Origin of the sequence: Bradyrhizobium embrapense, assembly GCF_001189235.2 — a bacterium.
Lineage (GTDB): Bacteria > Pseudomonadota > Alphaproteobacteria > Rhizobiales > Xanthobacteraceae > Bradyrhizobium > Bradyrhizobium embrapense.
In genome coordinates this window covers 473,093-494,838 of record NZ_LFIP02000001.1, presented here as the reverse complement: position 1 = coordinate 494,838, position 21,746 = coordinate 473,093, and the positions used below count along the sequence as shown (strand labels likewise).

The 21,746-nt window shown below is 64.8% G+C and carries 19 protein-coding genes; 5 read left to right on the top strand and 14 right to left on the bottom strand.

The features are described 5' to 3' along the window. Window positions 1–303 precede the first annotated feature (303 nt). From AKN83_RS02680 to lptF, 7 genes are all read right to left on the bottom strand, one after another. The gene (locus tag AKN83_RS02680; protein ID WP_050406605.1) at window positions 304–1,362 is read right to left on the bottom strand and encodes an alcohol dehydrogenase; all 1,059 of its coding nucleotides are present in this window, start codon (window positions 1,360–1,362) and stop codon (window positions 304–306) included. 19 nt (window positions 1,363–1,381) lie between these two features. Beyond that, the gene (gene rsmA / locus AKN83_RS02675) at window positions 1,382–2,236 is read right to left on the bottom strand and encodes a 16S rRNA (adenine(1518)-N(6)/adenine(1519)-N(6))-dimethyltransferase RsmA (protein ID WP_063695156.1); all 855 of its coding nucleotides are present in this window, start codon (window positions 2,234–2,236) and stop codon (window positions 1,382–1,384) included. Beyond that, window positions 2,237–3,238: a 4-hydroxythreonine-4-phosphate dehydrogenase PdxA gene (gene pdxA / locus AKN83_RS02670; protein WP_050406433.1), complete on the bottom strand. Its 1,002-nt coding sequence runs from the start codon at window positions 3,236–3,238 to the stop codon at window positions 2,237–2,239. Between the two features lie 17 nt (window positions 3,239–3,255). Continuing rightward, a complete protein-coding gene (locus tag AKN83_RS02665) occupies window positions 3,256–4,203 on the bottom strand; it encodes a SurA N-terminal domain-containing protein (RefSeq protein WP_050406432.1) in 948 nt (315 codons plus the stop codon). 72 nt (window positions 4,204–4,275) lie between these two features. Beyond that, on the bottom strand, window positions 4,276–6,678 hold the full coding sequence (locus AKN83_RS02660) for an LPS-assembly protein LptD (protein WP_430641500.1): 2,403 nt from the start codon (window positions 6,676–6,678) through the stop codon (window positions 4,276–4,278). Window positions 6,679–6,776: 98 nt separating this feature from the next. Further along, a complete protein-coding gene (gene lptG, locus AKN83_RS02655) occupies window positions 6,777–7,874 on the bottom strand; it encodes an LPS export ABC transporter permease LptG (protein WP_050406431.1) in 1,098 nt (365 codons plus the stop codon). After that, window positions 7,871–9,037, bottom strand: a complete 1,167-nt coding sequence (gene lptF / locus AKN83_RS02650) for an LPS export ABC transporter permease LptF (protein ID WP_050406430.1) — start codon at window positions 9,035–9,037, stop codon at window positions 7,871–7,873. Before lptF ends, lptG begins: the two co-directional genes overlap by 4 nt. A gap of 370 nt (window positions 9,038–9,407) precedes the next feature. Between lptF and AKN83_RS02645 the strand changes: the two genes are divergently transcribed. From AKN83_RS02645 to AKN83_RS02635, 3 genes are all read left to right on the top strand, one after another. Next, window positions 9,408–10,913 (top strand): leucyl aminopeptidase, encoded by a 1,506-nt coding sequence (locus tag AKN83_RS02645; RefSeq protein ID WP_050406429.1) that lies wholly within the window; start codon window positions 9,408–9,410, stop codon window positions 10,911–10,913. Between the two features lie 15 nt (window positions 10,914–10,928). Next, entirely contained in the window at window positions 10,929–11,381 is a 453-nt protein-coding gene (locus AKN83_RS02640) for a DNA polymerase III subunit chi (RefSeq protein ID WP_050406428.1), read from the top strand. 115 nt (window positions 11,382–11,496) lie between these two features. Then, window positions 11,497–12,045, top strand: a complete 549-nt coding sequence (locus tag AKN83_RS02635) for a hypothetical protein (RefSeq protein WP_083991886.1) — start codon at window positions 11,497–11,499, stop codon at window positions 12,043–12,045. Between the two features lie 36 nt (window positions 12,046–12,081). On the opposite strand, the gene AKN83_RS02630 is transcribed toward AKN83_RS02635, so the two are convergent. From AKN83_RS02630 to AKN83_RS02620, 3 genes are all read right to left on the bottom strand, one after another. Beyond that, a complete protein-coding gene (locus AKN83_RS02630; protein ID WP_050406427.1) occupies window positions 12,082–13,944 on the bottom strand; it encodes an ABC-F family ATP-binding cassette domain-containing protein in 1,863 nt (620 codons plus the stop codon). 107 nt (window positions 13,945–14,051) lie between these two features. After that, a complete protein-coding gene (locus AKN83_RS02625) occupies window positions 14,052–14,234 on the bottom strand; it encodes a hypothetical protein (RefSeq protein ID WP_083991961.1) in 183 nt (60 codons plus the stop codon). Window positions 14,235–14,459: 225 nt separating this feature from the next. Next, on the bottom strand, window positions 14,460–14,726 hold the full coding sequence (locus tag AKN83_RS02620; RefSeq protein ID WP_050406602.1) for a hypothetical protein: 267 nt from the start codon (window positions 14,724–14,726) through the stop codon (window positions 14,460–14,462). Between the two features lie 350 nt (window positions 14,727–15,076). Between AKN83_RS02620 and ndk the strand changes: the two genes are divergently transcribed. Next, entirely contained in the window at window positions 15,077–15,499 is a 423-nt protein-coding gene (gene ndk / locus AKN83_RS02615) for a nucleoside-diphosphate kinase (protein ID WP_063695155.1), read from the top strand. 111 nt (window positions 15,500–15,610) lie between these two features. Further along, window positions 15,611–16,450, top strand: coding sequence for a TerC family protein (locus AKN83_RS02610; RefSeq protein WP_050401451.1), 840 nt, complete (start codon window positions 15,611–15,613; stop codon window positions 16,448–16,450). Between the two features lie 9 nt (window positions 16,451–16,459). Here the strand turns inward: AKN83_RS02610 and ppx are convergent, their stop codons facing one another. The 4 genes from ppx to AKN83_RS02590 form a co-directional block, all read right to left on the bottom strand. Then, window positions 16,460–17,962 carry an exopolyphosphatase gene (ppx, locus tag AKN83_RS02605; protein WP_050401450.1) on the bottom strand — a complete coding sequence of 501 codons (1,503 nt, stop codon included), beginning with the start codon at window positions 17,960–17,962 and terminating at the stop codon, window positions 16,460–16,462. A 12-nt stretch (window positions 17,963–17,974) separates the two neighbouring features. Next, window positions 17,975–20,179 carry an RNA degradosome polyphosphate kinase gene (locus AKN83_RS02600; protein WP_050401449.1) on the bottom strand — a complete coding sequence of 735 codons (2,205 nt, stop codon included), beginning with the start codon at window positions 20,177–20,179 and terminating at the stop codon, window positions 17,975–17,977. Between the two features lie 131 nt (window positions 20,180–20,310). Continuing rightward, window positions 20,311–20,988, bottom strand: coding sequence for a P-loop NTPase family protein (locus tag AKN83_RS02595; RefSeq protein ID WP_050401448.1), 678 nt, complete (start codon window positions 20,986–20,988; stop codon window positions 20,311–20,313). A 94-nt stretch (window positions 20,989–21,082) separates the two neighbouring features. Continuing rightward, window positions 21,083–21,625: a CDP-alcohol phosphatidyltransferase family protein gene (locus AKN83_RS02590; RefSeq protein WP_050401447.1), complete on the bottom strand. Its 543-nt coding sequence runs from the start codon at window positions 21,623–21,625 to the stop codon at window positions 21,083–21,085. Window positions 21,626–21,746 lie beyond the last annotated feature (121 nt).

Genomic DNA, 21,746 nt, shown 5'->3' with positions numbered 1-21,746 from the left:
TGGTGACGCCAATCTCGGTAAAGAGTTGGGTCGCAATGCGCCGCAAATCCGGAACGGGTGGGGCTTAATTGAGGCTCGCGGCGTACCGCAATTGCGGCGCGCTGGAGGCTGGGACGCGAGCTGAATGATTGCCCGGTCGGCTGTCAGGTTCCGACGGGCCAGAACTGGCGTTACTGCAGCAAGACCGTTGCGTCCCGCCGGCGATGGCAACGCCGGCGCGACGTCTTGTCTGAACATGATCTTCGTGGAAGCGCTTCGTGTTTGTCGCAGACAAACCGCTGCGCACCTTCCCGGATCCGTGCCTTAGTTCTTAAGGACGATACGTCCCACGACCTTGCCGGCGCGCAGCTCGTCGATCCATTTCTGGACGTCGGCCATCGGCTCTTCCTTCATCGGCGTCGGCTTGATCTTGCCGGCGCGGGCCAGCGCCATCAGCTCCTGGCCTTCGGCCAGCGTGCCCACCATGAAGCCTTCGATGGTCATGCGCTTGTAGACCCACTGCACCATCGGCAGCGAGAAGTTGCCGCCCATCAGGCCCGACACCACGATCTTGCCGCCGCGCGCGACCGTCGATACCGCAAACGCCATCGACTTCTCGTTGCCGGCAAAGTCGACGACGCCGTCGAAGCCGCCGTCGCTCTCCTTCAGCATGCGCTTGACGACGTCGGGCTCCGCGGGATCGTAGGCCGCGGCCGCGCCGTTCTTCAACGCGGTCTCGCGCGCCGCCGGGCTGAGATCGACAACGGTGATCGGCTGCTTGAACATCGCCTGTGCGAACGACAGGCCCATCATGCCGACGCCGCCGAGGCCGATCAGCAGCAGATTGCGCTGACGCGGACGATCGACCAGGCGCTTCAGCGCGCCGTAAGCGGTGACGCCGGAGCACATCAGCGTGGCGGCCTGATTGACCGGCAGCGGATCGTAATCGAGCAGGTATTTCGCGTCAGGCACCAGCACGTGGGTGGCGAAGCCGCCGTCGATGGAGACGCCGAGGAAGCGCTGCTTGACGCAGAGATTCTCGTCGCCGGCGAGACAGTCGCGGCACTGGCCGCAGCCGATCCAGGGGAATACCGCCTTCTTCGTTCCGACCAGATCCTTCGGCGCATCGGGGCCGACCTCGTCGACGACGCCCGCGATCTCATGGCCGAGCGTAAAGGGCAGGGTCATGCCGCGGGTGGTGTCGAGCTTCTTGCCGCCGCCGAGATCGGCGTAACCGTCCTGGATGTGGAGATCGGAATGGCAGAGGCCGCAGCGTTCGATGCGCACCAGCACTTCGCGTCCCTGCGGTTTGGGCGTGTCGACGATGGTTTCGCACAGCGGTGCATCGAATTTGACGAGGGATTGGCGAACCATTCGCGCCATTACGTTTTCTCCTGATGTTCTATTTTGTGGACCGTATATCGGCCAATTCCCTGGCCATGGCAACAAAGCCCGCGACCGGAATGGTTTCGGCGCGCCGCGTCGCGTCGATCTGCGCTGCGGCGGCAAGCCGCGCCGGATCGACCGACAGTGATTTCAGGCTCTGGCGCAGCATCTTGCGGCGCTGGCCGAAGGCGGCAGCGGCGACCTGCTCGAGCATGCGGCGGTCGCACGGCTCCGGCGCGGCGCGCGGTATCAATCGGACCACCGAGGACGTCACCTTCGGCTGCGGCACGAAGGCCGCCGGCGAAATGTCGAACAAGATCTTGGTCTCGGCGCGCCAGTTGGCGAGCACCGCGAGCCGGCCATAGGCTTCCTCGTCCTCATGGGCGACGATGCGCTCGGCGACCTCGCGCTGAAACATCAACACCATGGTGTCGTACCAGGGCGGCCATGGCTCGATCGACAGCCAGTCGACGAGCAGCTGGGTTGCGATGTTGTAGGGCAGGTTGGCGACGATCTTGGCCTTAGCCCCATCAAGCAAGGGACGTGGGTCAAAGTGCTGCGCGTCGCCATGCACGATCTCGATGCGGCCGGGATAGCGCTTGACGATGTAGTCGAGTGCATCGATCGCGCGCTCGTCGCGCTCGATGGCGATGACGCGCCTGGCGCCCATCGCAAGCAGCGCGCGCGTCAGTCCGCCGGGGCCGGGCCCGACCTCGATCACGGTGGAGTCTTCCAGCGGGCCCGCGGCGCGGGCAATGCGTGCGGTGAGATTGAGATCGAGCAGAAAGTTCTGGCCGAGCGATTTGCGCGCCGACAGCGAATGCTCGCGAATGATGTCGCGCAGCGGCGGCAGATCGTCGATCGCGCTCACCTAGCTTGATGCCGCGGCCATGCGCGCGGCGAGCCGGAGGGCGGCGATCAGGCTCGAGGGATTGGCCTTGCCGGTGCCGGCGATATCGAATGCGGTGCCGTGATCGGGCGACGTCCGGATGAAGGGCAGGCCCAGCGTGACGTTGACGGCGTCCTCGAACGCGACGGTCTTGATCGGGATCAGCGCCTGGTCGTGATACATGCAGAGCGCGCAGTCATAGGTCTTGCGCGCGGCTGCATGGAACATGGTGTCGGCCGGCAGCGGGCCTCGGGCGGCAATGCCGTCGCGGCGCAGGATCTCGACCGCGGGCGCGACGATCTCGACGTCTTCCATGCCGAGCGTGCCGTCTTCGCCGGCATGCGGGTTGAGGCCGGCGACGGCAAGCCGGGGCGAGGCGAGGCCGAACCGCGCCTTCATGTCGGCGACCAAGATCCGTGCGGTCGAGACGATCAGGTCGGTCGACAATTGCGCCAGCGCCTCGCGGACCGACACATGGATCGTCACCGGCACGACGGCGAGCGCCGGCGACCACAGCATCATTACCGGCTGCGGCGCGGGCCCGCCGCGACCGGCAAGCTCGGCGAGGAATTCGGTATGGCCGGGATGGCGGAAGCCGGCGCGGTACAGCACGTTCTTGGCGATCGGATTGGTGATGACGGCGTTGGCCTTGCCCGAGGCGACATCGGCGACGGCCTGACGGATCGATACCAGCGCGGCATCCGCGCTGGTCCCATCGGGCTTGCCCGGTCGCGCCGTCGCTACCTTGCCGGTCGCAACGACGGGCAGCGCCCGTTCAAATGCTGCAAATGCCTCCTCGGCGGTGACCTCGGCAAACTCGACGGCAAGCCCGAGCATCCTGGCGCGCTCGGCGAGCGCCGCGCGGTCACCGAGCAGATAGAACGGCGGAAGATCGAGTTCGCGGCGGCGCAGCCAGGCGGCGAGCGTGATGTCGGGGCCGATGCCTGCGGGCTCGCCGCATGTCAGTGCGAGAGGTTGAGCCATGCGTCAACGATAGTCGATCATCGCCCGCCTGGATATTCGATCATCGCGGCTTTCCGGACTTCCTGCAGGTAGGCCTTCGACTTCGCCTCGTACTTCTGCACGTACATCTTGTCCCGCATCTCACGCTTCTTCGGCGTGTCCACGGTGGTTGCCTTGCGGCCGCAGAGGGCGACCATCTCGATGCCCTGCTTGGTGAGTTCGGGAGGGGTGAGGTGGCCGACCGGGGTCTTGTCCAGGATGTCGCGCAGCGACTGCGGCAGGTCCGCCGACGTCTTGACGACGATCTCGCGGATCGCGGCGTTGCGCATCGACTTGAAGAAGGTGTTGGCCTCCTCGCAGGAGGTCACGCGCTCGCGCAGGGTGTCGGCTTCCTTGCGACGGCTCTCGAATTCGGATTGCGGAGAGCCGCGGGGAACGATCAGAACGACCGGCTGCATCCGGTATTCGAACGCTTCGGCGTCGGGGGCCTCGCCGGTCCCCTTGACCGCGGTGTCGACGTCCTTCTCGCCGACCTGCAGGCTTTCCTTGAAGCGGCCGCGGACCAGGCTGGTCCAGACCATGTCGGCCCTGATGCGCTGCTTGAGCGTATCGGGGCGGATGCCCTTGCTCTCGAGGACCTTGGTCAGCTGGTCGTTGTTCAGCCGCATCCGTTGGGCCATGCCACCATAGGACTGTTCGATATCGTTGGCGGTGGGATCGACGCCGAATTTCTTGGCTTCCTTGATCTTCAGCTTCTCGTCGATCAGCTCATCGAGGATGGCCTTCCGATCGGGATTCTTGCCGCCGGTCAGGGCGTTCAGCTTGGCGCGCTGCTCGATGTCGAAATTGGTGATGGGTTCGCCATTGACCATCACGGCGATGGTCTGGGCATGCAGCCGTGCACCGCCCCCCAGGAGGAGGAAAAGAGCCAGCAGGGAGCTCAACACCAGCTGATAGCGGCGCGTTGGCAGGCTAGCGGTCGTCATAGTTGTCATGTCAGCCGTTTAAACCATTCAAACCGGGGCCGCAGGCCCACGGGCAATACAAGCCCCCGCTCGTTACTGCACGCCAGCCGAACTGCTGGTCGTGGAGGTCTGGGCGATCGTCCGCAGCCCGATCTGGAACATGAACGCGTGGCTGAGGACGGGCGGCTGCGAACCGGCCTGATAGGTGTAGGACGTGATGTAGTTGGCTGCCAGCACGAAGCAGTCGTCCACGTAGCCCGCGCCGACGGCATACTGGTTGATCTTGTTCGCTTCAAGGTCCCAGCGCGCCGCACCCTGAACCACCCAGTTCGACGCCACCTTGACCGATCCGCTGGTGAGGATGCCCTCGCGGCGGGTCAGGTAGCCGAGTTCCGGCTGAGCTGCGTAATCGCCGTAGGTCACGGCGATCGACCAGCGGTCGAAATTCGCGCTCGCCGTGGCCTCGAATCGGTTGATGTTCCAGGTCGCCTCATCCATCCGCGAGCGGACGCTGAAGGTGTAGGTGCGGTTTGGCGAATAGGCGAGGCTCGCGACGTAATCCGAGCGCGGGTTCTGCAAACCGGAGTCGATGCCGGTATTGGTGACGTCGGCGACCGCGAACGAGTTCAACCCGAACATCTGGTAGGACTGTCCGAACATCCCCTTGATGCTGCCGCCCTGGTCGAACTGCGTGGTGGCCTGCACGCCGACATTGGCGCGGCTGCCGCCCTCGACGCGGTCGTAGCCGGAAAACTTGTCGACCGCGAACAGGTTGCTGGTGTCGAACACCAGGCTCTGCGCATCCTCGTTCGGAAGCTTGCCGGCATTGGGTTCGTTGGGCCGGATGATGACCTGCGCGATCGGCTCGACGGTGGTCGTGCCCCACGGTTGCACGTTGATGAAGGGGTAGCGGTATTCGAAGCCGACGGTCGGCATCAGGCGCACCGTCTGGGTGTCGCCGACCGGCAGGAAGTTGGAAACGCCCGGCTGGTTCGAGATGTCGGCGTTGATGGCATCGGCGCGGACGCTGGCGAACGGCGTCCAGATCTCGCCGAGTGGGTCGGTGTAGGACTTGCGCCACTGTGCCTCGGCGGTCAGGCGGGTGTAGGTGCCCGGCATGCCGCGCAGCAGGCACTGCGACGGCGTGCGCGCCATCGGATCGGCGGACGTGGTCGTGCACAACGGATTGAGAGGGTTGGCGGCCTGTGCCGTGATCGGGTCGAACACCGCGGTTTCGCGGGTCAGGTTGACGAAGTTCATCTTGTAGCTGAACTCGCCGCCCAGGATGTTGTTGTTGATCACGTTGTTGTAGTCGATGACAGGGGCGACCACCGGGACCTGGTTCTGGTTGCCCGAGTAGCTGAGATAGTAGATCGCGCGCGCGTCGAAGAAGCTGCGGTTGCCGACACCGGTCAGATAAAGCTGCGAGATCGCTTCCGTCGGCAGCGACAGGAACGAGCCGAACGGGTCCTTGTACTGGGCGAGCCGGTAGTCGGACATGAAGAAGTAGTCGGACAGCACGACGCCGTCCCAGCCCCAGACCCATTTGTCATTCAGTGCGAACTGACCCTTGGTGTCAACGCCCCAGCGGAACTGGCGATCGCCCGGCTGTCCGGCAAAGGCGTGCGGATCGGTCTGGTCGATGCCATAAAGCCGGAACTGATATGAGCCGTCCGCGAAGCGCTGGCGGAATTCGGTCTGCAGCAGCACGCCCTGCTTCGTGGTGACGCGCGGGCTGAACGTCGCGTCCATGTCAGGCGCGATCGCCCAATAATAGGGGATTTCGACGCCGTAGCCGAACGCCGTGTAAGTGGTGAATCCCGGCATCAGGAAGCCGCTCTTGCGCTTCACGGTCGGATCGGGCGTCGAGAAGTAGGGCAGATATGCCGTCGGAACGCCGAAGAATTCGAGTTGGGCGTTCTCGAAATAGAGCATCTTCTCGGTCTGGTCATGGATGATGCGCGCGCCCTTGACCTGCCAGAGCGGCGGCTTCTTCGGATCGTCCTTGCAGGGTGCGCAGGCGGTATAAACGCCGTTGTCGAACACCGTGTAATTGCCGCTGGACCGATCGGCGCGGGTCGCCGCCATGCGGGTCTGGTCTTCAGTATCGACGCGCAGCGAATCGACGAACCCGTCGCGGTAGTCGTCGCTGAGATCCATGATGTTGGCGTAGGTGATCTTGCCTTCCGCATCGGTCATGCGGATGTTGCCTTCGGCATGAAGACGCTTGGTCTTCTGGTCGTAGATGACCTTGTCGGCCTCGACGCTGGTGCCGTTGTAGAACATCTGGACGTTGCCGACGGCCGAGATGCGGCTGTTGTTGTAGTCGTAATCGACCTCGGTCGCCTGAACGAGCATCTGCCCGTCATTCTTGGCCGGCGGGCGGACCGGCTTCGGCGGACGCGGATTGTAGGTGAATGCCTGCGCGGCAGCCGGCGTCGATGCGACGACATCGAGCGCGCTGACCACGAAGAACGCGGCAACGAGAGCAGAGATCGAAACGCCAAACGGGGCCAAGCAGCTCCGTTGACGGCGCAGTACACTGCGCCGCCCGAATGCAGGCGACCTCAACTGGCGGGCGGCGACAGTAGCCACTACCCGTCCTCCTGGTACAACAAGGCCAAGAAACCGGTGAGGCTACCCACAACGACAGGCAACCACGCCGCAGCGATGGGATGCATCAACTCAGCCTTGCTCAAATCTTCAGTTACTTTCGACAGCACGTAGAGCAGAAAGCCTGCGCCCACGCCACTCAAAACCATCTTCTGCACGCCGCCCATCCGAAAGAAGCGGAGGCTCACAGAAGCCGCCAACATCACCATCGCAGCCAGCAAAAACGGCTGTGCGATGAGCTTGTGATACTGCAAGCGATAGCCAGCCGTCGCGAACCCTGAACTCTCCGACGAACGGATGTAGTTCGGCAGTTGCCAAAAGGACACAGTTTCGGGGGTGGAGAAGCTGTTGCGCACCTGCGCCGGGGTGAGGGTGGTCGTCAGGTAGAAGGTGTCCTGATCCACCGGAGCCTTGTCGAGGGTGTATCGGCGTACTCCGGTGAACGCCCAGCGGCCTTCTTCGAGCGTCGCTTCGCGCGCTTCGATTCGCTCCTTGAACTGCAGCGCCGTATCGAATCGAAACACCGTGAGGCCGGTCAGCCGGATGCCCTGCTGCTCGCTGCGCGCCGCATTGATGATCGCCTGGCCTTCGTCGTTGATCTGGTTGAGCCAGAAGCCGGACGCGTCCTGGATGCCGCCGCCGGGCGCCGAGCCGAACAGTTCGGCCTCCATCCGCTTGGAGAGTTCGCGCAGATTGGCCGACACCGGATTGTAGGCGGTGGTCGCGAAGATGCCGAGCACGATCGCACTGGCCAGCGCCGGCGAGATGAATTGCCAGGCCGAGACGCCGGCAGCGCGTGCGACGACGAGCTCCAGCCGCCGCGACAGCGCAAGATAACAAGTCATCGCCCCGATCAGCACGCAGAACGGCATCAGCTTCTCGAGCAACTGCGGCACGCGGAACAGCGAGGTTTCCGCGACCGTGATCGCGGAGGCCCCGACCAGGCTCGAGGTCTTGCGCACCATCTCGATGTAGTCGACCAGCACGAGAAGCACGAAGATGCCCGCGAACACGCCCACCGCCGCGACGACGAAGCGGCCGGCGAAATAACGCCCGAGCGTATTTGTGACCATGCTCATGCGGTGGCAGGCCTCCGGAAGAGGCGCGCAATGCGCTCGTTGTTCCGGTTGATCGCTTCCATCAGCGCCGGCGGCGGTTCGACGACCACGCCGCCGACGATCATCCAGATCCCGACGCCGATGCCGGCGAACAGCATCAGGTATTGCACCAGCGCCGCCAGCGGCGTCTTCACCGCCATGACCGAGCAGGCGAATCCGACCATGCGCAGGCCGAACACCGCAAACACCGAGCCGCCGATCGAGAAATTGCGGCTTTGCCGCGTGGTGCGCGGTGCGCCGAGGAAGGCGAAGGTGAGGGCTGCGAACGCGAACGGATAGATCGGCGCCATGAAGCGATCATGCAGCTCGGCGAAGAACTGGCCCGCCAGCTGCTGATAGGTCTGGTCGTTCTCGTCCGGCCACATCAATTCCCAGAGGTAGCGCTCGCGAATGCCGAGCGTGACGTCGCGGCCCTGCGAGAATTTCGACATGTCGAAGGCGTAGCGCTGAAACACCACCAGCGTCGGGTCGCGCTTGCCGACCTCGAATCGCTCGAGATTGCCGTCTTCCAGCACGAGGTATGAACCGCTCTCGTTCTTCAGCACGGTGCCATGGTCGGCGACGATGGTGACGCGCTGCTGCGGATCGCGCCGATCGTCGACGAAAACGCCGCCGAGCACGCCGCCGGGCAGGCGCTCACGGATCCGGATCGTCAGGTTCTGATCGAGCTGGGCGAAGCGGCCGGGCTGCAGGATGTTGGTCAGCACGTCGGCGGTGATCTCGGCGTCCCACTGCTTGATCCGGCGCATGCCGTCGGGGGCGAGATAGGCGCCGATGAAGGCGACCAGCGCCGCCACCACGCAGGTGGCGAAGAAGAACGGTCGGAACAGCCGGAACGGCGAGAAGCCCGCCGCGTTCATCACGATGATTTCGGAGTCGGTCGCGAGCTTGTTCAGCGTGTGCGAGATCGCGATCATCAGCGCGATCGGGGCGATGATCAGGACCAAAGCCGGGATCACGAGGCCGGTGATGCCGAGGAAGGTGAGGATGGTCTGACCCTGGCTGGTCATCAGGTCGATGCCGCGCAACGCCTGCGTAATCCAGATCACGCCGGTAAGGCTGACCAGGACAAGCGCAAACGACGCCAGCGTCGTTTTGAAGATGTACTTGTCGATCGACCCCATCGCTACCGCACGACCCCCAAAGACCCCTGCACGCAACCAGACGCACGGCTTTCGACCAATCCCGTCAACCCGGGTTCCCCTATGGTCGAGCCGCGGACTCGTCCGGCTCACTCTCTGTTCACAATCTCACTACCATCCCTTTGATCCGTCAACAAAATGGCCGGGCCAAGGCGCGCTTAATTTATGGTTAATTAATCGCTTTTGTGGCCTTCCGGCCACTCCGGTGCTTGGCAGCGGCGCAGCCCGCGGGTCATAATGTATCGGAAGCTTGGTCCGGGTCGCCCCGGACCGCCATCGCAATGCTCACCCCCGCGTGCCGGAAGGGCCGCCTCAGGCCCGAGCAACACCCTGAGTTTTGGAGGATTTTCCTATGTCCGACGCCGTCAAGGTCGGCTTTGTCCCGTTCTCCGCGCCTGCCCGCGGCATTCTGGTTGCCTTCTGCGATCAGCAATTGAAGCTGGGAACCGCCACCCGGAAGGCGCTGGGAGCTGCCGCCGAGACGGTCAAGCGCGCCGCGGCAGCCAACCAGTTCAAGGGTAAGAGCGGGGCGGCCCTGGATATCCTGGCGCCAGAGGGAATCAAGGTCGACCGGCTGATCGTGATCGGCACCGACAAGGCGGCCGAGCTGAAGGAGAAGGATCTGCTCAAATTCGGCGGCGTGGCGGCCGGCAAGTTGAACGCCGGCAGCGGCGCGATGACCATCATCGCCGAACTGCCCGATGCGGCGATGACAGCTGACCAGGCGGCCGCGATCGCCACCGGTATCCGGCTGCGCGCCTATAAGTTCGACCGCTACAAGACCAAGAAGAAGGACGGCGAGGACGGCACCGTGCAGGCCGATGTCTCGATCGCGGTCGACGACGTCGCGTCTGCCAGGAAGGCGTTTGCGCCCGAATCGTCCATCGTCGATGGCGTGAACCTCGCGCGTGAGCTCGTCAACGAGCCGCCGAACGTGCTGTACCCCGAGGAGTTCGCGCGCCGCGCCAGCCAGTTGCGCAAGCTCGGCGTCACCGTCGAGGTGCTCGACGTCAAGGCGATGACCAAGCTCGGCATGGGCGCGCTGCTCGGCGTCGGGCAAGGCTCGGTCCGGCCCAGCCGCACCGTGATCATGCGCTGGAACGGCGGCAAGAAGAGCGAGGCGCCGGTCGCATTCGTCGGCAAGGGCGTCTGTTTCGACACCGGCGGCATCTCGATCAAGTCGGCCGGCGGCATGGAGGATATGAAGGGTGACATGGGCGGTGCGGCCTGTGTGGTCGGGCTGATGCACGCGCTGGCGGCGCGCAAGGCCCGCGTCAACGTGGTCGGCGCCATCGGGCTCGTCGAGAACATGCCCGACGGCAACGCGCAGCGTCCGGGCGACATCGTCACCTCGATGTCCGGCCAGACCATCGAGATCATCAACACCGACGCCGAGGGGCGCCTCGTGCTCGCCGACGTGCTCTGGTACGTCGCCAAGAAGTGCAAGCCGAAATTCATGGTCGATCTCGCAACGCTGACCGGCGCGATCATGGTCGCGCTCGGCACCGATCACGCCGGCCTGTTCTCCAACAATGACGAGCTCGCCGAGCGCCTCACCAAGGTCGGTCTGGAGACCGGTGAGAAAGTCTGGCGCATGCCGCTCGGTCCCGAATACGACAAGCAGATCGACTCGCAATTCGCCGACATGAAGAACACCGGCGGACGCAATGGCGGCTCGATCACGGCGGCGCAATTCCTGCAGCGTTTCGTCGACGGCACGCCCTGGGCTCATCTCGATATCGCCGGCACCGCGATGGGCGCGCCGAAGACCGAGATCAATCAGAGCTGGGGCTCGGGTTACGGCGTCCGGCTGCTCGATCGGCTCGTCTCCGAATATTATGAAGCCAGGAAATCATAGAGTATCGGCCGGAGCATGACCGAGGTTCTGTTCTACCATCTGCAGAACATGACGCTGGAGAGCGTGCTGCCGCCGCTGCTCGAGAAGTCGCTCGAGCGCGGCTGGCGGGTGGTCGTACAATCGACGTCGCAGGAGCGCGCCGAGACGCTCGACGCGCATTTGTGGACCTACAGCGACGATTCGTTCCTGCCGCATGCGAGCTCCCGCGTTGCCGACGCGCAGGATCAGCCGATCCTCCTGTCGATCGAGGAGGGCAATCCGAATCGGGCCAATGTCCGGTTCCTGGTCGACAATGCGGCGCTCCCGGCCGACTGCGACAGCTACGAGCGGATCGTCCTGGTGTTCAACGGCGACGACCCGGACGCGGTAGCTTCGGCGCGGGAGAGCTGGACCGCTTGCAAGGCACGCGGCTTCGAGGTCACCTATTGGCAGACCGACGAGCGGGGACGCTGGCAGCGGCGCCAATAGCGATATCGACTAATTAATGATAATTCGACGTTTCCTGAGACGGGGCTTGGGGCGGGTCACGGTCATGCCGCAAAGTGATGTTCGGACAAGCCCTTAGGTAGAGGGATGAGGAGCCTTGTCGATCGTGCGAGACGGAACATTCAGTCGGAAGTCGCTGCTGGCGTTGCTGGTGCTTGCACCTGGCCTTGCCGGCTGCTCGAGCGCATCCGACATCTTTTCGCGTGACGCGGATTGGTTCTCGCGCCCTGGACGGGTGTTCATCCGCAACATCTCGATCGAATCGCCGCCGCTGACGCCGGACAAGCCGGTGACCAACGACGATCTCGTCAGCGCCGACGGAAGCTGTCCCGGCATGGCGCCGCCCGCGGGTGCCGCTGACGCCAACGCGCAGGCGCCCGGTGCGCCGCCGCAGCCGACCGGCGGCAGCGTCGCACTCGGCCACACCGAATGCGACGTCGTGCGCGGCATCGGCGCCCCCGACAGCGTGAACCTGTCCAGCGCGCCGGGCGGCGAGCGCGTCGCGGTCGTGACCTGGTCGCGCGGCGCGCGCGCCGGCATCTACACGTTCAATTCGGGGCGCCTGACATCGGTCGAGCGTGGCCCGGATGCTGCGCCCGAGCCGAAGCCCGCGAAGCCGAAGAAGAAAAAGACCGCGCACGGTTAGGGCATTTTCGCCGCAGCTCCGTCCGGCGGATCAAATCTAGTTTGCGGCTTCGTCGAGCTCGGAACTCGCTTCCAGCCATTCCTCCTCGGCGCGTTGCAACGCGCTCTCGGCGCCGGCGCGCGCCTTGGTCAGCTGTGCGGCCTGTTTGGGATCGCGGGTGAAAATATCGGGCAGCGCGAGCGCGGTATCGATCTTGGCGATGATGCCGTTGATGCGCTCGATCTCGCTCTCGGCCTGTGCGACGCGCTGCCTCGGTGAAGCGCGCTTCTCATTGCGGGCGCGTTCCGGCCGTGCCGGCTCCTTGACGCGCTCACGCGACACGGTCCGTCCGTCATTGGCCGACAGGATCATGCGTCGATAGTCGTCGAGATCGCCGTCATATGCCGTCACGGTCTGGTTAGCCACGACCCACAGGCGGTCGGCGCAGGCCTCGATCAGGTAGCGATCGTGCGAGACCATCATGATGGCGCCGGGAAATTCGTTGATCGCCTCCGCCAGTGCCGCGCGGCTGTCGATGTCGAGATGGTTGGTCGGCTCGTCCAGGATGATCATGTTGGGGGCGTAGAACGTCGCCAGCCCGAGCAGCAGCCGCGCCTTCTCGCCGCCCGACAGGCTCTTCACCAGCGTGTCGCCGGCCTTGCCGGAGAAGCCGATCGCGCCGACGCGGCCGCGCACCTTGCTCTCCGGCGCCTCGGGCATCAGCTTGCGGATGTGATCATAGGGCGAGCCGTCGAGATTGAGCTCGTCGACCTGATGCTGGGCGAAATAGCCGACCGACAGTTTATCCGCCCGCGTGATCCTGCCGGTGAACGGCGCGAGCTTGCCCGCCAGCAGCTTGACCAGCGTCGACTTGCCGTTGCCGTTGGCGCCCAACAGCGCGATGCGGTCGTCGGTGTCGACGCGCAGCGTCACGCGGTTGAGCACGGGCTTGCCCGGCTCGTAGCCAACCGAGACGTCATCGACCGCGATGATCGGCGGCGACAGCAGCTTCTCCGGCGCCGGGAACGAAATCTCGCGAACGTCCTGGGTCACCAGCGCGGTGATCGGTTTCATCCGCTCCAGCATCTTGACGCGCGATTGCGCCTGCCGCGCCTTGGAGGCCTTGGCCTTGAAGCGGTCGACGAAGTCCTGCAGGCGCTTGCGTTCATCGGCCTGCCGCTTGGCGTGCTTGGCGTCGAGCAATTCGCGCGCGGCGCGCTGCTCCTCGAACGAGGAGTAGGTGCCCTTGTAGAGCGTGAGCTTGCCGCGATCGAGGTGCAGGATCTGATCAACCGAAGTGTCGAGGAGATCGCGGTCATGGCTGATCACGATCACCGTGCGCGGGTAGTTGGCGAGGTGGTTCTCGAGCCACAACGTGCCCTCGAGATCGAGATAGTTGGTCGGCTCGTCCAGCAGCAACAGATCGGGCGCGGAGAACAGCGTCGCCGCCAGCGCCACGCGCATGCGCCAGCCGCCGGAAAATTCCGCACACGGCCGTGCCTGGTCCGATGTCGAGAAGCCGAGGCCGGCGAGGATCGCCGCGGCGCGGGCAGGGGCGGAGTGGGCGTCGATGTCGACCAGCCGGGTCTGGATCTCGGCGATCCGGTGCGGATCGTGCGCGGTCTCGGCCTCGCGCAGCAGCGCGTCGCGCTCCAGATCGGCCTTCAGCACGACGTTGATCAGGCTTTCGGGGCCGTCAGGCGCTTCCTGCGCAAGGCTGCCGATCCGCCACCGCGGCGGCAGCGCGATGCTGCCGCTCTCGATCGGGAGGTCGCCCCGGATGGCATGAAACAGCGTCGACTTGCCGACGCCGTTACGGCCGACAAATCCGACCCGCGCGCCGGGCGCGATTTGCACAGAGCTGTGATCAATCAACAGCCGCCCGGCGATCCGGACTGAAATGTCAGTGATGGAGAGCATGCAGCGTTGTCACCGGACCCGCTGCGAAACGCAACCCGTAAATCTCTCCGGGTAGCTGTTGCAAAAGCGCAAATTGGCTGCTGGTCAGCCTCTAACATTAAATGGCATTAATGGCGATCGGCTTCGCGTCGTTGCATCTCGTCCAGGAGCTGCTGCAGGCGGGAGGACAGCGCGGGCTCTGGCCGCATGCTTTGCTGTAGCCGTTCACCCACGGCGTCGCAGATGTAACGGCAGGTCTTGTGATCCATCTGATCGGGATCATTTTCGATCTGGGTCATGGGCATCGTCATGGTCGATCTCTTGGTATGGTTGTTGGCGAGTTCCACCTCGCGTATTCGAATAAATTCTTGCCATGACAAGTCGCGACCCTGAATTTGGTTTCCGCGCCGCCTTACTCTCGCCTTGGGGTGGTGGTGAGCGGCGTCACGCGGCCGGTTCCCCTGCGGGCATGAAAAAAGCCCCGGCGCGAGGCCGGGGCTGAGTCAGTTGGGGGAGCAGTCGACAGAACGGATGGATCAGTAGCAGCGGTTGACCAGGCGCCAGCGCGGACCCCACGGGGTCGGCACGACGCGGCGGACATAGCAGCCGCCATAGCCATAGCCGTATCCGCCATAATAGGCCGGGCCTCCGACGATGACGCGCGGGCCGCCCCACCAGCCGTGGTGCCATCCACCGTGCCAGCCGCCATGCCAGCCACCCCAGGCCGAGGCGGAGGTCGGGGCGAGCGCGGCGGCACCGAGCGAAATTGCGGCAACGGCAGCGAGCGATAATTTGCGTAGCATGATCGTCTCCTCGAGGTATGGGCGCGCATGTCGCGCCCGCGGTGACATCGTTTCCCGAGACGTCCTGTGAGGCTTGCGGATGGGGGGCCAGCAAGGCGTCCGATCGGTGGAGAGCCTAGGCGGCTGCAGCTGAACGGCAGCGGCACGGCGCTGTCAGAATGGGTTCACCTAAGTGAAATCGCGGTAAGTTGGCCGAGCCTGTCTCTGCCCGGAGACCGCCCGGACAACGGTTTTTGTCGTGAAGATCCCTCAAAACTAAAGGCTAACGCGTCACAGGGTCGCTTGCCGTTACCCCATCGCGCCGATATAAGCCCCGGCAACTCCCAGCCACCGTTTACAAGGACGAAATCATGGCGATTGAACGCACCTTTTCGATCATCAAGCCCGATGCCACCGAGCGCAACCTGACCGGCGCGGTCAACGCGGTGATCGAGAAGGCGGGCCTGCGGATCGTGGCGCAGAAGCGCATCCGCATGACCCGCGGCCAGGCCGAGACCTTCTATGCCGTCCACAAGGCGCGCCCGTTCTTCGGCGAGCTGGTCGACTTCATGACTTCAGGCCCCGTGGTGGTCCAGGTGCTGGAGGGCGAGGGCGCCATCCTGAAGTACCGTGATGTGATGGGCGCGACCGATCCGTCGAAGGCCGCCGAAGGCACCATCCGCAAGCTCTATGCGAAGTCGATCGGCGAGAATTCGGTGCACGGTTCCGATGCGCCGGAGACCGCGTTGATCGAGATCGCGCAGTTCTTCGCCGGCAACGAGATCGTCGGCTGACGCCGCACAATTGGGAATGACGCGGTCTCCCGACGAGACCGCGTAGGAATGAACCGGGGAGCGGCGGACCACCGCCGCCAGGGGCGGTCGCAAGGCCGAATAGGACCCGCTGTGGACTGGCTGTGGCAGATCTTTGATCCGGCGTACATCGGCGCGTTCTTCACCGAGTTCAAGAACGAGATGGCGACCCCGACCTTCTGGGTCGCCGTCGGCAAGATCATCTGGATCAATGTTCTGCTGTCGGGCGACAACGCGCTCGTGATCGCGCTCGCCTGCCGCGGGCTCGCGCCGCGCCAGCGCCTGTGGGGCATGATTCTCGGCGCCGCCGCGGCGGTGCTGCTGCGCGTCATCTTCACCGGCATCGTCGCCAGCCTGATGGAGCTTCCCTATCTGAAGCTGGTCGGTGGCCTCGCGTTGATCGTGATCGCCGCCAAGCTGCTGGTGCCAGAGCAGGAGGACGAGGACAGCGTGCACGCGGCCTCGCATCTGTGGGCCGCGGTTCAGATCGTCGTGGTCGCGGACATCGTGATGAGCCTCGACAACGTGATCGCGGTCGCCGCCGCCGCCAATGGCAGCGTGCCGCTGCTGGTGCTCGGGCTGGCGATCAGCGTTCCCCTGATCGTTGCCGGCGCGGCGCTGATCATGGCGCTGCTCACCAAGCTGCCGGTCCTGGTCTGGGCCGGCGCCGCGCTGCTCGGCTGGATCGCGGGCGACGTCATCGCGACCGATCCGGCGGTGCATCCGAGGCTGGATGCGCTGTTCGCCGGACCGCTCGGTGCCAGGCTGGATTCCTGGCTGAACTCACTCGGCATGTCGCCGCAATTCGCCCATGGCGGCAACGGCGGCGAGATCGCGCTCGCCGTGCTCGGCATCATCGTCGTGTTGGTTGTGGGATCGATCTGGCGCCGCCACGCGCAGCGGAAAGCCAAGCACGCCGCCAAGGCGGCGTGAGGGGTATTATTAGCGTCGCACGATCGAGCCGGCGCGCCCGACCAGCCGCGCCAATTGCTTGAAGCGGCTGCCGACGCGGTCGGCGACCAGATCCACCATCCGATGCTCGAACACCAGCATCAGCTTGCGACCCTGGGTACGGAAATGCGTCAGCGGCAGCACGCCGGTGCGTGCCGCCGTGATCAGATGCGCGACGCGGAACGCCGCGCCGAGCACACGCGCGCGCTCGTCCATCGCCGGCGTCACCAGCGCGCGGATCTGCGGCGGCGGCTCGTTCTCCTCGCTGAGGCCGGCGTAGCGATAGAACACCGACAGCGCGACGAAGGCGCGGCCCTGATGGGTGATCGAGCCGAAATTGCCGTTCATGATCAGGCTGAGGGTTTCCTCGCCGCGATGATCGGGATGGACGCGCCAGCCGATATCGGAGAGCAGGCAGGCGACGTGACGCAGCCTGCGGTCTTCTTCGGTCTCGCGCAGCCGGACGACGCGCACCAGCCGGTCGGTCCACGCCGTCAGCTCCTGAGCGTGACGGGCGGAGCGCGACAGCAATTCGTTGAGGTTCTGCGCGGCGCAGTGCAGCCCATCCTTGGCGCGCTCGGCCGGCGGCAGCATCTCGTAGAGCAGGCCCTCGCGCACGCCGAAGGTGGAGAACACGATGCTCTTCGGCTGCGCCACGCGGATGATGTATTCGAGCACCAGCGCGGCATAGGCCAATAGCGGCCGCCGCGCGTCGGCGATCGACTCGATATTGGCCAGCATGTTGGTGGCCGCGAGCCGCCGCAGCCGCTGCACGAAGTCGAGCGCGTCGGCGGCCGGAATCGAATAGCCGTGCATCACCTTGAGCGGGTAGCCGCTCTGGATGATGTGGATGCGCGCCAGCGCACGCCAGGTGCCGCCGACCGCGTAGAAGGTGCGACCGCGACCGGTCTTGAGCTGGGCAACGCCGAGCAATTCGTTCTTGACGATGCGTTCAGCACGCTTGAGCGACTTGTTCGAGAGGTCCTGCAGTGCAAGGCTGCCGAGCGGCAGCGTCACGCCGCTGCGCACGCGGTTGCCCCGGACGTCGATCAGTTCGAGCGAGCCGCCGCCGAGGTCGCCGACGATGCCGTTCGGATTGTGCACGCCCGAGACGACGCCGAGCGCAGACAGCTTCGCTTCGCGCGGTCCGGTGAGAATCTCGATCTTGGCGCCGCAGATGCGCTCTGCCTTGGCGATGAAGTCCGGTCCGTTCTTGGCGTCGCGGCAGGCCGCGGTCGCGATCGCGTAGACGCGGCCGACCTGCTGGATCCGGCACAACGCGCGAAAGCGGCGCAGCGCGGTGAGCGCCTTGTTGACGGCATCGGTTGCGAGCAGGCCGGTGCTCTGCACCTCGCGTCCGAGCCCGCACAACGCCTTCTCGTTGAAGATGGTGACGAGGCTGCGCGCCATCGCCTCGTAGACCACGAGACGAACCGAGTTCGAGCCGATATCGATCACAGCGACGCTGGAAGCGCGCTTCCGCGGCCGCTTCACCGTAAAGCCCCCTTAAGACGATGGCTGCTGACGCTCGTTGCGACGCGTGAGACGGCGCGGTGAAGATTCCTTGAGAGACTTACCACGGCCGGACAGACTCGGATTTGTCATAAAATAGTCATGCAGATTGAAGGGCTCTTCGCCTTTCGCGGCCTTCATACGCGTTGACGATCCGTCCGGCAACAATTGCCAGCTCTGCTCATTGTCCTTCAGGTTCGCGACCATGATCTGCTCGAGAACCTGCTGATGCACCGTCGGATTTTGCAGCGGACAGAGCACCTCGACGCGGCGGTCGAGGTTGCGCGGCATCATGTCGGCGGACGAGATATACACAGCAGCTTTTGTGCTCGGCAGGCCCTGGCCCATGCCGAAGCAATAGATCCGGCCATGTTCCAGGAACCGGCCGATCACCGACTTGACGCGGATGTTCTCCGACAATCCCGGCAGCCCTGGCCGCAGGCAGCAGATGCCGCGCACCACGAGCTCGACCGAGACGCCGGCCTGCGAGGCCTCGTACAGCGCATCGATGATGTCGGGGTCGACCAGCGCATTCATCTTCATCCAGACCGCGCCGGGCCGGCCATGCTTGACGTGGGCGATCTCGTCATGGATGTGCTCGATGATCCGCTTGCGCAGCGTCAGCGGCGATACCGCCATTTTCTCGATGTCGCTCGGTTCGGCATAGCCGGTGATGTAGTTGAACACCCGCGCGACATCGCGGCCGATGATCGGATCCGAGGTGAAGTAGGAGAGGTCGGTGTAGATGCGCGCGGTGACCGGATGGTAGTTGCCGGTGCCGGTATGCACATAGGTCGTGAGATTGCCGCCCTCGCGGCGCACCACCATCGACAGCTTGGCGTGCGTCTTCAGCTCGATGAAGCCGTACACGACCTGCACGCCGGCGCGTTCGAGGTCGCGGGCCCAGCGGATATTGGCTTCCTCGTCGAAGCGCGCCTTGAGCTCGATCAGCGCGGTCACCGACTTGCCGGCTTCGGCGGCTTCCGCCAGCGCGCGCACGATCGGCGAGTTGTTCGAGGTGCGATAGAGCGTCTGCTTGATCGCGACCACGTCGGGATCGCGCGCCGCCTGTTGCAGGAACTGGACGACGACGTCGAAGGATTCGTAGGGGTGGTGGACCACGAGATCCTTCTGGCGGATGGCGGCAAAGATGTCGCCGCCATGGTCACGGACGCGCTCGGGGTGGCGGGGCACGTAGGGCGGGAATTCGAGGTCGGGGCGATTGAGGCGGGTCAGCTGCGACAGCTCGTTCATCGCGAGCACGCCGTCGACCAGGATCACTTCATCGTCCGCCGCCGACAATGCGTGCTGCACGAAGATGCGCAGCTCTTCGGGCATCGTGGCCTCGATCTCGAGCCGGATCACCGATCCGCGGCGGCGGCGCTTGAGCGCGGTCTCGAACAAGCGGACGAGGTCCTCGGCCTCTTCCTCGATCTCGAGTTCGGAGTCCCTGATGATGCGGAACGCGCCCTGGCCCTTGACGGTGTAGCCGGGGAACAGGCGGCCGATGAACAGACCGGTGGCTTGCTCCAATGTAATCAGCCGCGCCGGCGCACCTTCCTTGGTAGAGGGGATGCGGATGAAGCGGTCGATCTTGCCGGGCATGCGGATCAGCGCGTTCATCGCCTTGCCGTCGGCGATCCGCGACAATTGCAGCGCGACCGTGAAGCCGAGGTTCGGGATGAACGGGAACGGATGCGCCGGATCGATCGCCAGCGGCGTCAGCAGCGGGAAGATGTTGTGGAGGAAGTGATCCTCGATCCAGGTGCGTTCGGACTTGGTCACGTCGCGCCCGTCAACCAACTGGATGCCGACCTTGGACAGGATGTCGCGCAGTTCGCTCCAGATCGCCTGCTGGTCGGCGGCGAGTTGCGACACCGTCTTGTTGATCATCACGAGCTGCTCGGCTGGCAGCAGGCCGTCCGGGCTGCGCTCGGTAATACCCTCGCGGACTTGCGCCTTGATACCGGCGACGCGGACCATGAAGAACTCGTCGAGGTTATTCGCCGAGATCGACAGGAAGCGCACCCGCTCCAGCACGGGATGGCCGGGATTGACCGATTCCTCGAGCACCCGGCGATTGAAATGCAGCCAGGACAGCTCCCGGTTGATGAACCGCTCGGGGCTGGTTGCGATCGCGGGGACGGGCGGAAGTTCCGCCTCTTTCTCTTTGATTTCAGGTGCTTGTGCCGAGTCCATCAAGTGCTGGTCCAATTCGGGGCAGGGGCCGGAGCGGTCTAGCCGAGTGCCGCGCCGACCATGTGATATTGCGATGACGTTTCGATGACATTGATGTTCCGCCCGGCTGCGCCGTCAAGCCGCGGCATGGCTCAGGCATCGCGCAACAGCTCCGCCGCCAGCGCCCGGGTCACCGGCCGGCCGAGCCGCAGCGCCTCGGTGTCAAGCAGTTCGACTGCCTGCCGGACCGCGGTATAGGAGCGCTCGATCCGGGTGGTCAGGTAGCTGACGAGCGGTTCGTCCACGCTCATCTGGCGGTCGGCGCAGAACTTGAGGATCAGGCCGCGGAACAGCTGGTCGTCGGGCGGCAGCAGCGCCACCGTCGGCACCGCACGCAGCCTCGACCGTAGATCCCGCAGCTCGATCTCGAATGCCGACGGCGGGATGCGTGCCGTGATCAAAACGAAGGCATCGTCCTGGCGGGCGAGATTCAGCAGGTGAAACATCGCGCGCTCGTCGAAATCCGCCGGCCTCAAATCCTCGACCACCAGCGCGCCGGTGGCGAGCGCGGCCGGCACCGTGTCGGCGGTCAGCGCATGCGCCGCGGTCGCGCGCGCGCCGGCGCACTCGGCCCAGATCGCGGCGAGGTGGCTTTTGCCGGAGCCGTCGGGCCCCACCAGCAGCATAATTCGGTTCGGCCAGTCGGGCCAGCCGTCGATCAGCGCGAGCGCGGCTTCGTTGGCGGGCCCCTCGAGGAAATCGTCGCGGGTCAGCTTCTCCTCGTGCGGCAGGGCCAAGGCCAATTGACGAGGTTGAACGCTACCGGCCACGCAAATCTCCAAACCACTTTATTTTAGCATCATCCCAGCGCAAACGCCTCGCGTTTGTCGCGGGAAACCGCTTTCCACTTTTCCGGATCAGGTGCTACCGAGCCTCGATCGTGCTCATGTGCCGCACCCACTCCACGAGATAGAGCGACACCGAACCCAAAGTAAAGATCGTGACCAGACCCATCAGGATCAGGTCGTAGGGATGCGGCTGAAAGCCGAAGCCGAGCGAGGCCAGCACCAGGGCCGCGAACGCCACCTGTGCCACCGTGTTCAGCTTCGACACCATCAGCGGCTTCATCTCGACCGGCTTGTCGAACAACCATGACACAATCACGGCGGAGACGATCATGATGTCGCGCGACACCACGAGAATCACGATCCAGCGCGGCACCGCGCCCCAGATTCCGAGCGCGACATAGATCGACACCAAGAGCGCCTTGTCGGCGAGCGGGTCGAGCAGGGCGCCGAGCTCGCTTGCCATGTTGAAGCGCTTGGCAAGGAAACCGTCGACCGCGTCCGAGACGCCGGCGATCACGAAGATCGCAAACGCGATCTCCATCTGGCTCGACACAATGGCCCAGACGATCACCGGCACCAGGATGATGCGGGCGAGGGTGATGATGTTCGGAATGCTCAACTTGAATCGCTTCCCGGCTAGAAGCCTGATTTTACTCGATATCCGGCTCTTTTGCGCGGCGGCCGGCTGTTATCTACATAGTATCGCGGCTAGCCGCCCGCGAGCCATTGCGCGGGGGCGG